The 13,762-nt window shown below is 61.0% G+C and carries 13 protein-coding genes; 2 read left to right on the top strand and 11 right to left on the bottom strand.

The features are described from left to right. Nucleotides 1–6: 6 nt before the first annotated feature. Nucleotides 7–894 (bottom strand): DUF5672 family protein, encoded by an 888-nt coding sequence (locus tag JDW18_RS04870; protein WP_218242586.1) that lies wholly within the window; start codon nt 892–894, stop codon nt 7–9. 58 nt (nt 895–952) lie between these two features. Further along, nucleotides 953–1,756 (bottom strand): NUDIX hydrolase, encoded by an 804-nt coding sequence (locus JDW18_RS04865; RefSeq protein WP_218242585.1) that lies wholly within the window; start codon nt 1,754–1,756, stop codon nt 953–955. Nucleotides 1,757–1,865: 109 nt separating this feature from the next. Between JDW18_RS04865 and JDW18_RS04860 the strand changes: the two genes are divergently transcribed. Continuing rightward, nucleotides 1,866–2,765 carry a DMT family transporter gene (locus tag JDW18_RS04860; protein ID WP_218242584.1) on the top strand — a complete coding sequence of 300 codons (900 nt, stop codon included), beginning with the start codon at nt 1,866–1,868 and terminating at the stop codon, nt 2,763–2,765. 43 nt (nt 2,766–2,808) lie between these two features. Here JDW18_RS04860 and JDW18_RS04855 read toward each other — a convergent pair whose 3' ends face one another. The 9 genes from JDW18_RS04855 to JDW18_RS04815 form a co-directional block, all read right to left on the bottom strand. Then, a complete protein-coding gene (locus JDW18_RS04855; protein ID WP_218242583.1) occupies nt 2,809–3,606 on the bottom strand; it encodes an SDR family oxidoreductase in 798 nt (265 codons plus the stop codon). A 97-nt stretch (nt 3,607–3,703) separates the two neighbouring features. Then, nucleotides 3,704–5,008, bottom strand: a complete 1,305-nt coding sequence (locus tag JDW18_RS04850; RefSeq protein WP_218242582.1) for a DUF3422 family protein — start codon at nt 5,006–5,008, stop codon at nt 3,704–3,706. Between the two features lie 199 nt (nt 5,009–5,207). Further along, nucleotides 5,208–6,719, bottom strand: a complete 1,512-nt coding sequence (locus tag JDW18_RS04845; RefSeq protein ID WP_218242581.1) for a tripartite tricarboxylate transporter permease — start codon at nt 6,717–6,719, stop codon at nt 5,208–5,210. A 15-nt stretch (nt 6,720–6,734) separates the two neighbouring features. After that, complete coding sequence (locus JDW18_RS04840; protein ID WP_218242580.1) at nt 6,735–7,223, bottom strand: tripartite tricarboxylate transporter TctB family protein; 489 nt, start codon at nt 7,221–7,223, stop codon at nt 6,735–6,737. A gap of 236 nt (nt 7,224–7,459) precedes the next feature. Continuing rightward, complete coding sequence (tfpB, locus tag JDW18_RS04835) at nt 7,460–9,271, bottom strand: type IV pilus assembly ATPase TfpB (RefSeq protein WP_218242579.1); 1,812 nt, start codon at nt 9,269–9,271, stop codon at nt 7,460–7,462. Between the two features lie 106 nt (nt 9,272–9,377). After that, complete coding sequence (locus tag JDW18_RS04830; RefSeq protein WP_218242578.1) at nt 9,378–9,728, bottom strand: FlxA-like family protein; 351 nt, start codon at nt 9,726–9,728, stop codon at nt 9,378–9,380. Nucleotides 9,729–9,796: 68 nt separating this feature from the next. After that, nucleotides 9,797–10,672 carry a class I SAM-dependent methyltransferase gene (locus JDW18_RS04825; RefSeq protein ID WP_218242577.1) on the bottom strand — a complete coding sequence of 292 codons (876 nt, stop codon included), beginning with the start codon at nt 10,670–10,672 and terminating at the stop codon, nt 9,797–9,799. Between the two features lie 15 nt (nt 10,673–10,687). After that, nucleotides 10,688–11,227: a DNA-deoxyinosine glycosylase gene (locus tag JDW18_RS04820; protein ID WP_218243771.1), complete on the bottom strand. Its 540-nt coding sequence runs from the start codon at nt 11,225–11,227 to the stop codon at nt 10,688–10,690. 83 nt (nt 11,228–11,310) lie between these two features. After that, nucleotides 11,311–12,147 (bottom strand): TatD family hydrolase, encoded by an 837-nt coding sequence (locus tag JDW18_RS04815; protein ID WP_218242576.1) that lies wholly within the window; start codon nt 12,145–12,147, stop codon nt 11,311–11,313. A gap of 195 nt (nt 12,148–12,342) precedes the next feature. On the opposite strand from JDW18_RS04815, the gene JDW18_RS04810 reads away from it, so the two are divergent. Continuing rightward, a complete protein-coding gene (locus JDW18_RS04810; RefSeq protein WP_425514793.1) occupies nt 12,343–13,707 on the top strand; it encodes a methyl-accepting chemotaxis protein in 1,365 nt (454 codons plus the stop codon). Nucleotides 13,708–13,762: the final 55 nt, after the last annotated feature.

Genomic DNA, 13,762 nt, shown 5'->3' with positions numbered 1-13,762 from the left:
AGCAGCTCAGGCCGCGTAGTCAATGCGGTAGCCGCGCTGCTCCAGCATTCTGAGCATCTCGGCTTCACCAAAGATGGCGGCCACTTCCTGGGGAGGCAAAGAGGTGCGCACGGCCAGAGGCTGCAGACCTGCCAGCTTGCGGGTTCGCGCATGGTGACCGAACAGCCCCAGGGCATCTACACCCTTGTGAAGCGGCCCTGCGTACTCAATGGCAAAGTGGATGGCAACCTCCAGCGGGGCAAAGCGCATGCCCAGCGCTTGCAGCCGCTCACGCAGAATGCCTGTGAGCTGCACGTCTTCATTCAAGGCATCCTGCCCCCAGGCAAACTGCAGCGGCTGCGGGGCCACAAGGTCTGGCGCAGGCACTTCCACCCGTAGCTGAGGGTGGTCGGCAAACACCCGCATCAGGCGCTGGCTGCGCAGGCTGAAACCACCGTTGAGCACAGGCACTGCATGGTGCCCCTGCGGCAAGTCATTGCACCAGCCAAAGCCCCGGCTCCAGTAATCCCCTTCGGGGGCAGAAACATGGGCCAGGTGAACCGGTGCACCAAGGTAGTCATACTGCAGCCATTCATCACGCCACAGGCGGCCATCCAGCACCCAGCCGTCGTCCTGCACGACCAGCGCAAACTCGGTGTGCACCACGCGCCACAGCATGAACAGCATGAACCAGCTGTAGCCCTGATAGTCCAGCGGCCCAATGGCCACATGCTCAACAGAATCTGGCAGATCGGCAGGCCTCACGGGGCTGCACAGCACAGCTTTGCAACCAGGCATTTGCGACTGGCTCAGCACCAGAGCCCAGCCTGCAGCCTGCGCATCAGACAAGCCTGAGACGGAAACCAGCGTGATGCGGCGGGCGGATGCAGCGGAGATATAGGAGCGCTCAGACATGAGCAGACATTGTGCCGATTTAGCTCCGAATTCGATAGCCTTCAGCCACCGCCTGCAGCTACCAGCCCATGCAGGCTGCCAGCACCATGGCCGCTTCTTGCGTGAAGCGGCCCTGCACCAGCCACTCCTCCATCACATCCAGTGTCAGCAGCTCAAAGCGCTGCACTTCGCCATCCTGGTTGCTCGGCTTCATGGCTGCGGGCACGGTTGCAGAGAACCAGTCAATGCGCTCCCGCATATAGCCCTGGCCTTCCGCTTCATCACTGGGGCGCGAAAAATCCACATAGCCACCGTGCCTGAGGTTTTGCAGCGCATGAACGTGCAGCCCTGCTTCCTCCCAGGTTTCACGTGCCAGTGCATCGGGCAGGCTGTCTGCAGCCGACACCATGCCGCCCATCAAGGTATCCCACATATCCGGGTTGTTGGACTTGTTGCTGGCTCGTTGCTGGACCCAGATCAAACCATCAGGGCTGAACCCCACCAGATGCACGGCGCGCGTTGCAATGCCCAGCGGCCTCACCGCGCCACGCTCCACAGTGGCCACCACCTGATCGCTGCTGTTATAGACCGCCAGCTGCTCGTTGCGCCAGGCTCCAGCCAGCCCTGCTTGCCGCAGCGCCAGTGCCAGGCGATTGAGTTTTTCGCTGGCCGTACCCTCACCCAGCAGCAGCCACTGGCCTTCGCTCCACTGCAGTTGCAAGCCATGAGTCGCCAGCGCCTCACCCTCCAGCTGCTGCACCAGCAGCTCATCCAGCGAGCCAACCACATGCCCTTGCACACACAGGCTGCGGCGCGGGCGAACCGGTTCTTGATAGAGTTCGTTGCGCTGCGCCTGCAGCCATATGCGTGTGTCCTTCTTCATGAAAGCATTGTCGCGCCTCTCCAAACGCTATGCCTTGCATCACGAATTGCGAATCAGCAGCAGGGACTGCGCAATGGTGTCCCCATCCTGCGCAGTAAAGTTGCACCCCATGAATTCCTCGCTCAAGCCCTCCACTGCAGCCATGCTGGCTCTGGCACCGCTGCTATGGGCGGGCAATGCCATCGTGGGCCGACTGGCTCATGATCTGATCTCACCCTTCGCGCTGAACTTCTTTCGCTGGTGCATTGCCTTTGTGCTGCTGCTTCCGCTGGCCTGGAAAGTGCTGCGCAAAGACAGCCCCATCTGGCCCCTGTGGCGCCAGTACATGTTGCTGGGGCTGCTGGGCATTGGCTGCTACAACGCGCTGCTGTATCTGGCCCTGAAAACGTCAACACCGCTGAATGTGACGCTGGTTGGCTCCAGCATGCCGGTGTGGATGCTGCTCATAGGCCGCGTGTGCTGGGGCATTGGCGTCAGCCGCCGCCAGCTTTGCGGCGCAGTGCTGTCGGTGCTGGGCGTTGCCGTGGTGATGTCTCGGGGCGATCTTCACACCTTGCTGAGCCTGCGCTTTGTGGCGGGTGACCTGTTCATGGTGCTGGCCACGATTGCCTGGGCTTTCTACACCTGGCTGCTGTCGCGCAGCACCGGGCCGCAGGATGTCAAGGCACACTGGGCCAGCTTTCTCCTTGCGCAGATCGTGTTTGGTCTGATCTGGTCTGGCCTGTTTACGGGTGGCGAAATCCTGCTGGGCCAATTCCAGTTTGTGCCAGGCTGGCCGCTGCTGGCAGCCCTGTTGTTCATTGCCGTTGGCCCGGCCATTCTGGCCTACCGCTTCTGGGGCATGGGCGTGCAGCGCGCAACGCCTGCCATTGCGGGCTTCTTCGGCAATCTGATTCCGCTGTTTACGGCCCTGCTGTCCATTCCCGTGCTGGGCGAGACACCGCATCTGTACCACGCCATTGCCTTTGCGCTGATCGTGGCAGGCATTGTGGTGTCATCGCGCAAATAACAAAGCCCCGCAGTGCGGGGCTTAGGTATTCATCGCCTGGCGATCAATAAGTGCCAGGGTACAGGCCGCCATCAGGCAGGATGTTCTGGCCTGTCATATAGCCGGCCTGGCGGCTGCACAGGAAGGCGCAGATAGCACCGAACTCTTCGGCCGTACCAAAGCGTTTGGCAGGAATCTGATCGGCCTGTGCCTGACGCACGGCATCCAGTTCCTGGCCCGTCTTGCTGGCCGTGGCTTTGTGGGTGGCCACCAGACGATCGGTATCGAACTTGCCGGGCAGGATGCTGTTGATGGTCACGCCCTTGGCTGCAATGCCGGAACGTGCCAGACCTGCCACGAAACCTGTCAGGCCGCTGCGTGCGCCGTTGGACAGACCCAGAATGTCAATGGGCGCCTTCACTGCACTGGAAGTGATGTTGACGATGCGGCCAAAACCGCGCTCTGCCATGCCGTCCACCGTGGCCTTGATGAGCTCGATGGGGGTGAGCATATTGGCATCCACCGCCTTGATCCAGGCTTCGCGGTCCCAAGTGCGGAAGTCGCCGGGAGGCGGGCCACCGGCATTGGTCACCACAATATCGTAATCCTTGCCCGGGCCACCAGCGGCTTCAAACACAGCTGTACGGCCTTCGGGCGTGGTGATGTCTGCAGCCACACCAATCACCTTGATTTGCGGGGCAATGGCTTGCAGTTTCTGCACAGCTGCTTGCAGAGAGTCTGCACTTCTGGCGTTGATGACCAGATTCACGCCCTCTTCAGCCAGCGCCTTGGCGCAGCCAAAACCCAGCCCCTTGCTGGCGCCACAGACCAGAGCCCAGCGCCCGGCGATACCAAAGTCCATTTCAGAGTCCTTTCACGGTTTCCATCCAGGCGCTTGCGCCTAGAAAATCAAAATACATAGCAGCTAGCGCTTTATATATCAGCGCTAGCGGCATATTTCAGTCATGACGACCAAACAGCTTGTGGTGCAACCTGCGCAGCGACCACCAGACGCTGAAGGCCACGATGGGAATGGCCACGGCCGCCGTCGATTCCGGCGACCAGGGCCAGCCCAGCTTCTGCGCGCCCTTGGCCAGATAGCTGATGAGGCCGGTAATGTAGTAAGTGATGGCAGCAACCGACAGGCCTTCCACCGTGGACTGCAGCTTGAGCTGCATGCCCTGGCGGTCGTTCATGGTGCCCAGCAGTTGCTGGCTGCTTTGCTGCTGCTCGATTTCCACACGCGTGCGCAGCAGGCTGCTGACACGGGATACGCGCTCTGACAATGCATTCTGGCGGCGCGTGGCCCATTCGCAGGTTGCGCGTGCAGGCGACAGCCGCCGGTCCATGAACTCGCGAATGGTTTGAATGCCATCCAGGCGCGACTCCTGAATCTCCTGAATGCGTTTGTCCACCAGCTCAAAGTAGGCAGAGCTGGCCGAAAAACGCGAGTGCGTGGCAGCGTATTCACTCTCCACCTGCCCTGCCAGGCGGGTCAGCCTGTCCAGCAGCGCGGGTTCGGCATCCCGGTCGGCCGCGCGAATGGCATTGGCCAGCTCCGCCAGTTCGCGCTCTGCTGTGGCCAGCACAGCCGCAGCCTTGCGCGCTGCAGGCAGGCCCAGCAAGGCCGCCATGCGGTAAGTTTCAATCTCCAGCAGTCGCTGCACCAGCCGGCCCAGACGACGCGGCGAGAGGTCCGCCCCCGCCAGCAGCAGCATGCGCGAGAAGCCATCGGCGTGAATGGCAAAGTCGGTATAGACGCTGCCTGCATCGCCAGCCACACGCGAGCCGACCAAGGTGTCCGCATGCAGCAGATGACGCACCAGTTGCGGCACATCGACAGCGCTTTCGCTCAGCGCCCACAGGTGCAGGCTGCTCAGGCACTGGCCGGGCAGCGCTTTCAGCCAGCTCTGGGGCACGGCGTCAATCGCCGTCTCCAGCTCTCGAGCATCGCCCAGGGAGGATTGCTCCATGGGCGTGGCAAACGTCCAGGCAACAAACTCGGTGTGCTGCTCCCAGCGCAGACGGAAGGCGCCCAGGTCAATCAGCACATGGGTCGTTGCCGCATCGGGCAAGGGGCGGTGATGGTCGCGCAGCAGCGCCGCCACATGGGCGCGGCTGGCCTCTCGCTGGGCCGCATCGGTCAGCATCACGATATGCGTGATGGCCAGCGGTGCTTCAATGATCTCGGCCGGGCGAGCGTGAATTTCGTTATGCAGCAAAACCCGCTCGGGGTGCTGCGCGGGCAATAGAGACAAAGCCATGCAATCCTCAGGTAACTGCAGCTATTGTGACGCCGTCATCAGTACCCGCAGCTGCAAAAGTCCCGATATTAAAAGCCCCGCACCTGCCCGCCGGAATGTCACCCGCCGGGCGACTTAGGCGCTTCTGGCAGCGCAGCAGCCATAAAAAAAGCGGCCCTTTCGGGCCGCTTCAAGCTTGGTCAGCAATCAGGCAAGAGATTTACTCTTCCACGAAGGCTTCTTCACGCTTGTTCTTCACTGCGGGCATCAGCACCACCACCAGCAGCACCACGGCGGCCAGCAGCAGACCAGCGGAGATGGGGCGGGTCACAAACACCGACCAGTCACCACGCGACAGCAGCAGAGCACGGCGCAGGTTTTCTTCCATCATCGGGCCCAGAATGAAGCCCAGCAGCAAAGGTGCAGGCTCTGTTCCCAGCTTGTGGAACACATAGCCGACGAAACCGAAGATACCCACCATCCACACGTCCCATGCGTTGTTGTTGGTACCGTACACGCCGATAGCACAGAACAACACAATGGACGGGAACAGCCAGCGGTAAGGCACTGTCAGCAGCTTGATCCAGACGCCGATCAGCGGCAGGTTCAAGATGATCAGCATCAGGTTACCAATCCACATGGAGGCGATCAGACCCCAGAACAGTTCCGGGTTGCTGGTCATCACCTGAGGGCCGGGCTGAATGTTGTGAATCGTCATGGCCCCCACCATCAGCGCCATCACGGCGTTAGGAGGAATACCCAGAGTCAGCAGAGGAATGAACGATGTCTGAGAGCCAGCGTTGTTGGCCGATTCAGGAGCGCACACGCCGCGGATATTGCCTTGACCGAAAGGAACTTCACCGGGCTTGAGCTTGGTCTTCTTTTCGATGGTGTAAGCAGCAAAGGCCGACAGCATGGCACCGCCACCAGGCAAGATGCCCAGAGCCGAACCCAGAGCCGTGCCGCGCAGCATGGCGGGCAGCATGCGCTTGAAGTCTTCCTTGGTGGGCATCAGGCCAGTCACCTTGGCAGCAAACACTTCGCGCTCGTCTTCAGGCTGTGCCAGGTTGGCAATGATTTCACCGTAACCGAACACACCCATGGCGATCACCACGAAGTCGATACCGTCGGTCAGTTCAGGAATATCAAAGCTGTAACGTGCCACGCCGGAGTTCACGTCAGTACCGACCATGCCCAGCAGCAGACCCAGCACGATCATCGCGATCGCCTTGAGCAGCGAGCCGGAAGCCAGCACCACAGCACCGATCAGACCCAGGGTCATCAGCGAGAAGTACTCGGCAGGACCGAACTTGAAAGCCACTTCCGTCAGAGGAGGAGCGAAGGCCGCCAGAATGATGGTGCCCACGCAGCCAGCGAAGAAGGAGCCGATACCAGCCGCTGCCAGCGCAGGGCCTGCCCGTCCTTTTCGCGCCATCTGGTAGCCGTCAATCACCGTCACAACGGACGAGGATTCACCTGGCAGATTCACCAGAATGGCGGTGGTGGAGCCGCCGTACTGGGCACCGTAGTAAATACCGGCCAGCATGATCAGCGCCGCCACGGGAGGCAGTGCGTAAGTGGCGGGCAGCAACATGGCGATGGTCGCCACTGGGCCAATACCTGGCAGCACGCCAATCAGCGTACCGAGCAGACAGCCCACAAAGCAGTAGATCAGGTTCTGGAACGTGAAAGCCACGCCAAAACCCGTCGACAAGTTCTGAATCAGATCCATGGACGATGCTCCTGATTAGCCAGCGATGAAGCTAGGCCACACGGGGAACTGGAGGTTCAGCGCCCACACGAAAGCAATGTAGCTACCCACCGCGAGGATGGTGGACAGAATTGCTGTTTCCTTGAAGTTGAACTTATCGCCAGCCATGCTTGCGATAAAGACCAAGGCATAAATGGCGATGATCAGGCCGAACTGGGGAATGCCCAGAGCAGGAACACCGACCAGCAAAATGCCGAAGGCGAAGTTGGCAGCAAGGATGAAGAACACCTGCTTCCAGGCCCACTTGCCGATCTTGTCACCTCCAGAGGGGCCTTTGGTCAGACCACCGATGCAGATAGCAGCACCCAGGATGGCCATCAGCACACCCAGGATCAACGGAAAGTAACCAGGACCCATGCGGGCGCCGGTGCCAATGGTGTAGTTGGTTGCGCCGATCGCAAAAGCGAGGCCGACAACCAAGAACATCAGACCGGAGAAAAAGTCTTTTTGGCTCTTGATTTTCACAAAACGTCTCCTTACGGAAATCACGACTTGGCGATTCTCGTTTCATAGGTATGCCGAATTGATGTGGATTCCACCTACAGAGGGCATTCCCTAATGCCGACGTTTTGTACACATCTCTCGTGCGCAAGCGTTCCTGAGATACGCCTTTGCGCCTCTGCGTCAAAGCCCAAGCACACACTCACATTCAAGAGCTGCTTTCGGCGCCTCCAGCCAGCTTTACCCGTCGCTGGTGCGAACTACATTTCGCTCAGCAGCGGTGTGCAGGCCAGCACTTCGGTCAATGTGGTGACACCTTCGGCCACGCGCAGCGCCCCCGCAAGTCGCAGCGGGCGCATGCCGTCCTGAACAGCCTGGCGGCGCAGCGCATCCATCGATGGCGCATCGTGAATCTGCTTCTTGAGAGCTTCGCTAACCATCAGCAGCTCATACAGCCCCATGCGTCCGCGATAGCCCGTCATGCGGCAATCTTCACAGCCCACAGGCTTGTAAGGCTGGTAGCTGCCGCTGAGCTTCCAGGGCTTGACGGTCTCGGCCAGCTCCTCGGGCTTGGCAGCCTCGTCACGCTCCTTGCAGTTCACGCACAGCGTGCGCACCAGGCGCTGCGCCAGCACGCCCAGCAAGGTCGCGTTGATCAGATAGGCGGGCACCCCCAGCTCCATCAGGCGGCTGACAGCGCTGGGCGCATCGTTGGTGTGCAAGGTTGAGAACACCAGGTGCCCGGTCAGTGCAGCCTGCACCGCCATTTCAGCCGTGGCCAGATCGCGGATTTCGCCCACCATGATGATGTCCGGGTCCTGGCGCATCAGCGCGCGCAGGCCTTCGGTGAAGTTGAAATCCAGCTGCGGCTGCACTTGCGTCTGATTGAAACTGGCCTCAATCATTTCGATGGGGTCTTCCACCGTGCTGACATTGACCTCTTCGGTCGCCACGCGCTTCAGGGTGGAGTACAGCGTGGTGGTCTTGCCCGAACCCGTAGGACCCGTCACCAAAATAATGCCGTGCGGGCGCTTTACGAGCTCCTCCCAGCGCTGCGCATCATGGGCGCTGAAGCCCAGCGCATCGAGGTTCTTGACCGTATTTTCGGGGTCGAAGATACGCATCACCATCTTCTCGCCAAAGGCCGTGGGCAGCGTGGACAAGCGCATTTCCACTTCTTCGCCACGCGGGTTGCGCGTCTTGATGCGGCCATCCAGCGGGCGGCGCTTTTCCACCACATCCATGCGGCCCAGCAGCTTGATACGCGCCACCATGGCGTTCAGCACGCCCATGGGCATCTGATAGACGGGATGCAGCACGCCGTCGATGCGAAAGCGGATCACGCCCTGCTCGCGCCTTGGCTCCAGGTGAATATCGCTGGCGCGCTGGTCAAAAGCGTACTGCCACAGCCAGTCCACCACCTTGACCACGCCCTGGTCGTTAGCGTCCAGCTGCTTGTTGCTCTTGCCCAGCTCCACCAGTTGCTCAAAGCTGGCTGAACTGGCTGCACCACCGGCTTTTTCTGCTGCACGCACAGACTTGGCCAGCGCAAAGAACTCGGCGGTAAAGCGCTTGATATCGAGCGGATTGGCCACCACACAGCGCACGCTGCGCCGCGCCTGGCGCTCCACCTCGCTCACCCAGTCGGTAATAAAAGGCTCGGCCGTGGCAATTACCACTTCCTTGGCTGTCACCTGCACGGGCAGCACCTTGTGGCGCTCGGCGTAGCTGGCGCTCATGACCTCGCCCACCCGGCCCACGTCCACCCGCAACGGGTCAATGCGCAGATAAGCCAGGCCGCTGCGCTGCGCCAGATACTGCGTCAGTGTCTCTATATCCAGTGGCCTGCCCGATTGCGCACTGACCACGCCCACATTGGCCAGACGCACCAGCGGCAGCTGCACGCTTTCGGCGGATGAGCAGCGCGCCACCGTGCGCTCGGCTTCCTGCGCCGTGATGACGCCATCATCCTGCAGCCACTGCACCAGCATGCGCCAGTCCAGCGGCCCGTGATAAGGAACAGGCTTGATGGACTGCTTGGACTTGGCCGGAGTAGATTCAGTCAGTGGCATGGTGAACTTGGGCAGAAAGATGGGCCTGACTGTACCCCGTTCAAGGCCCGCGATGGTGCTCTGAGCTGCCCGTCAGCCCTGCCGGATGGCACTGGGCTGATGCAGCTCAGGCATATTCGTCCACCAGCCCGCCCAGGCTGCCCTGACTTGCTGGACTGCGTGTCTTGGTCTGCTGAGTGTCTTCGGTCTTTTGCTGGGCTGCCTCGGCGCTGCGCTGGGCTTGCTGAGCCTGCTGGCTCTGCAAGGCCTCGATCTGCGCCTGCAGCATCTGAATCTTGGCCTGCAGCAGCTGCGTCTGCTGCTGCTTGGTTTCGGCGTCAGAGTCGCTGTTGGCAACTTCTTTGAGCTCGTTAGTCGCGTCTTTGATCTGCTTTTGCAGCTGCTGAATGCGCGACGCCGCGCTGGCGCCGGAGGACGCCGTGCTGGCAGAGCTGGAGGAGATGGCTGAGATTGTCATACCTTCATCATCGGCAGAAAACGGCCGCAATCAATGCCGGCGCCACCAGCTTTACCCAGACTTTGCAATTACTCGGCTGCGCCCTTGCTGATTCGGCTGACCTTGGCCCTGGCGGCCTTGCCGGTGGATCTGGTGCCCGCCTCGGCATCCCGCGCGGGCACAAACATCTTGGCCCAGCGGGTGGTGTTCAAGTCCCAGCGTGCCTGCACCTGGTCGCAGGCCGCTTCCAGTTCTGCCCCTTGCAGCACGCGTGGTGTGCGCTGGGCCAGCACCACGGTGTTGCCTTCGCGCGTGGGGCGAAAGGCCCAGAGTGCCTCTTCGCCAAACGCTTCGGCCATCTGGTTCAGACTCTTGTCAAAGCTGGACGAGCGGCCAAACAGGTTGACGGTCATGATGCCGTCTTCGGTCAGCAGATTGCGGCAATCGGCATAGAACTCGGCACTGTCCAGCACCGGCGCGGCAGCTTCGTGGTCGTACAGATCCACCGCCAGCGCATCCACCGTGCCATGCCATTCGGGCTTTTTGATCTCGGCGGCCGCATCGGCCAGCACCACCTGCAGCGTGCTGCTGTCGGGCGGCAGCTTGAACCAGCTGCGGCACACGGCCAGGACTTGCGGGTTGAGCTCAATGGCCGTGGTCTTGGTGCGCAGCTTTTTGTGGCAGAACTTGGTGATGGCCGCCGCACCCAGGCCCAGCTGCATGGCGTGCATTCTGGGCACTTCAGTGGGGTCGGCAAACAGCAGCCAGCCCATCATGCGCTGCACATATTCCAGGTCGATATCAAAAGGGTCGCGAATGCGCATGGAGCCCTGCACCCAGGGCGTTCCCAGGTGCAGATAGCGCACGTCACCATCGTCAGAGACGCTGACTTCGGGCAGCTCAGGCGCAACCTGTGCGTTTTTGTCTTGCGCCGGCTTGGCGCCGCCACGGGTTTTACGAATCACGTTTCTCACCAATATTCAGAGCAAGCCCTGGGCGGCCAGAGCCTCGCGCCATGCCTGCAGTTTTTTCTCGAATGACCAGCTGGCATGGGCCGGGCTGGTCGATGGCAGCTTGATCGCCGTCAGGCCCAGCGCCTCGGTCTGGCGCGCATGTTTGAAGCTTTCGCCACCGTTGTGCAGCGCCAGTTTCAGGTCCGGGCAGCGCTGGCGCAGTGCGCCAAAATCGTTGACCTGGGCTGCGCGAATGGCGCTGTCCAGACTGCCTTCACGCTCGCAGCTGTCATACACATCCCACAGCCCCAATCCGCGTGCCAGCAGCCATTCGCAGCGGCCTGCGTAATCCTCCCGCGCAGGCTGCGGGTGCTGGGGCCACATTGCTTGCAGCAAGCGCCAAAACTGGTTTTGCGGATGGGCATAGTACTGCTGCAACTGCAGCGAACGCACACCGGGAAAGCTGCCCAGCACCAGCGCCCGGGTTCGCGCATCGGCCACCGCAGCCAGCCCCTGCCAGCGGGCAGGAGCATTCTCGGCAACGGATGTGGAAGACTTCTTGGGCATGCCCGATTGTCGCCCAGCTGCCATCAGCCTGCGCCATGCAGCGCTATTCAAAACAATAGCTGCTTGCGCTTATCGGACTTAGGCTAGCGGCCAATTTCTTGCATATTCAGCGCAGACAAGCCCAGAACCTGCTGTGCATTGGCTGTGCTGGCTTGGGCCAGCGTATCGACGCTGATGCCACGCAACTGCGCCACCTGCGCGGCAATGCGCGGCAACTCCGCCGGGCTGTTGCGGCCCTGGCTCTGACCTTCGGCACGCTGCTCTGCCGTGGTGTAGAGCCAGTGCGGCGGAATATCGGGCGCATCGGTTTCCATGACCAGGGCATTCAGCGGCAGGCTGGCCGCCATCTCGCGCAGCTTGAGCGCACGGTCATAGGTGATGGCACCACCAAAGCCCAGCTTGAAGCCCAGATCCATGAAGGCCTGCGCCTGCTGGGCGCTGCCATTGAAAGCATGGGCAATGCCGCCCACCACCTTGTGCTGGCGCAGGGTCTTGAGCAGCCGGTCACTGCTTTTACGCACATGCAGGATGACGGGCAACTCGAACTCACGCGCCAGCTTGATCTGCTGCTCATAAAACCAGATCTGGCGTTCCGCATTCAGGCCCGGCACAAAAAAGTCCAGCCCTATTTCGCCCACCGCCACGAGGTGCGGATCGCTGCGCTGCCGGGTCAGCATTTCGCGCAGCGCGCCAATATCGCTTTCATCGGCTCTGGGGGTGTAGAGCGGGTGGATGCCCAGCGCATAGCTGTCGCCATGGCGGTGCGCCAGCTGCACCACCTCCTGCCAATGGGCGCGCTCTACCGCAGGAATGACAAGGTGCGCCACCCCCTCAGCGCGGGCAGCAGCGCGCACTTCATCGCGGTCTGGAGCGAATTCAGCCGCATCCAGATGACAGTGGGTATCGATCCAGCAAGACATGGGGACATCATGCCATCCGTCTGGTAAGCGACTCAGTCGGCGCTCTGGATTCCACAAGGCTCAAGAAGCTGCTTTGTCCTACACAAAACAAATTGAAACAAATAAAACATTAGCAAACTTTTCTATCCGCAACGGGAGTTTGTCATGACCGGTTTTCTCTGGGGCTCTCAAAGCCGTCGCCAGCAATATGCCGACATGCAAGGCAAGCTGGACGCGCTCAACGAAGTGCAGGCCGTGATCGAGTTCGATCTGCAAGGCCATGTTCTGGCGGCCAATGACAACTTCCTGCAAACCATGGGTTACGCAGCAGAAGACATCATCGGCCGGCATCACCGCATGTTTGTGGATGAGCAAACCAGCGAATCGCCTGAATACGCGCTGTTCTGGCAGCAACTGGCCGCCGGCATGCACGACAGCGGCCGCTACCGCCGCATCAACAGCCAGGGCCAGGATGTGTGGCTGCAGGCCAGCTACAACCCCATCCTCAACAGCCAGGGCAAGCCCTGCAAGGTGGTCAAGTACGCCACCGACATCACCGATCAGCAACTGCGCGAAGACGATGCACGCGGCCAGCTGGATGCGATTGCCAAGGTGCAGGCCACCATCGAGTTTGATCTGGACGGCACCATCCTGGACGCCAACGCCCTGTTTCTGCAGACCATGGGCTATGCCTTGCACGAAATCGTGGGCAAGCACCACAGCATGTTTGTGCAGCCGCAGGAGCGGCAAAGCGCGGTCTATCAGCAGTTCTGGCACAAGCTGGGACTGGGCTATCACGATGCGGGGCAGTACCTGCGCATTGGCAAAAATGGCCGCCCCGTATGGATTGAAGCCAGCTACAACCCGATTCTGGATGCCGACGGTCGCCCCTTCAAGGTCGTCAAATTCGCCACCAACATTACCCGCCGCGTCATGGCCGCACAGACTTTGCGCCAGACCGTGCAAGGCCTCACCGCCAGCGCCAGCCATGCCCGTCAGGCCAATGAACTGGCTCAGGACGCCTGCCGGGTGGCCGAAGCCGGAGGGCGCACGGTGCAAAGCGTGGTGGCAACCATGGAGTCGATCAGCGCCAGCTCCCGCAAGATTGGCGACATTGTCGGCATGATGGACTCCATCGCCTTTCAGACCAATCTGCTGGCGCTCAACGCGGCCGTGGAAGCCGCAAGAGCCGGCGAACAGGGCCGGGGCTTTGCCGTGGTGGCCAGTGAAGTGCGCCAGCTGGCCCAGCACAGCGCCGAGGCAGCCAAGGAGATCAAACAGCTGATACAGGCCTCTTCGCAGCAAGTCACTCAGGGCGTAAATCAGGTGCGTGATGCGGGCAAGACCATGGAAGAAATCGTGACCTCCTCACGCCAGGTCACGCAGATCATGGGGGATGTGGTGCAGACCTCGCTGGCGCAGTCCGCCAGGCTGCGGGAGGTGACCGATGATCTGACTGCGCAGGACACGGTCAGCGCTCAGGATCATGAATCCTTCGCACCTTCGGACTATTCCGCCCAGGAACTGGCACGGGAGCAGGCCCATATCGCTATCAAAAATGCAGCTGCAGGCGCTTATTGATAAATGGCTGCAACCCCATTTCATTAAAAAGGCTCCTTGAAGGAGCCTTTTTCGA

The organism is Comamonas fluminis (genome assembly GCF_019186805.1).
Lineage (GTDB): Bacteria > Pseudomonadota > Gammaproteobacteria > Burkholderiales > Burkholderiaceae_C > Comamonas > Comamonas fluminis.
This window is presented reverse-complemented; position numbering and strand designations above follow the sequence as displayed.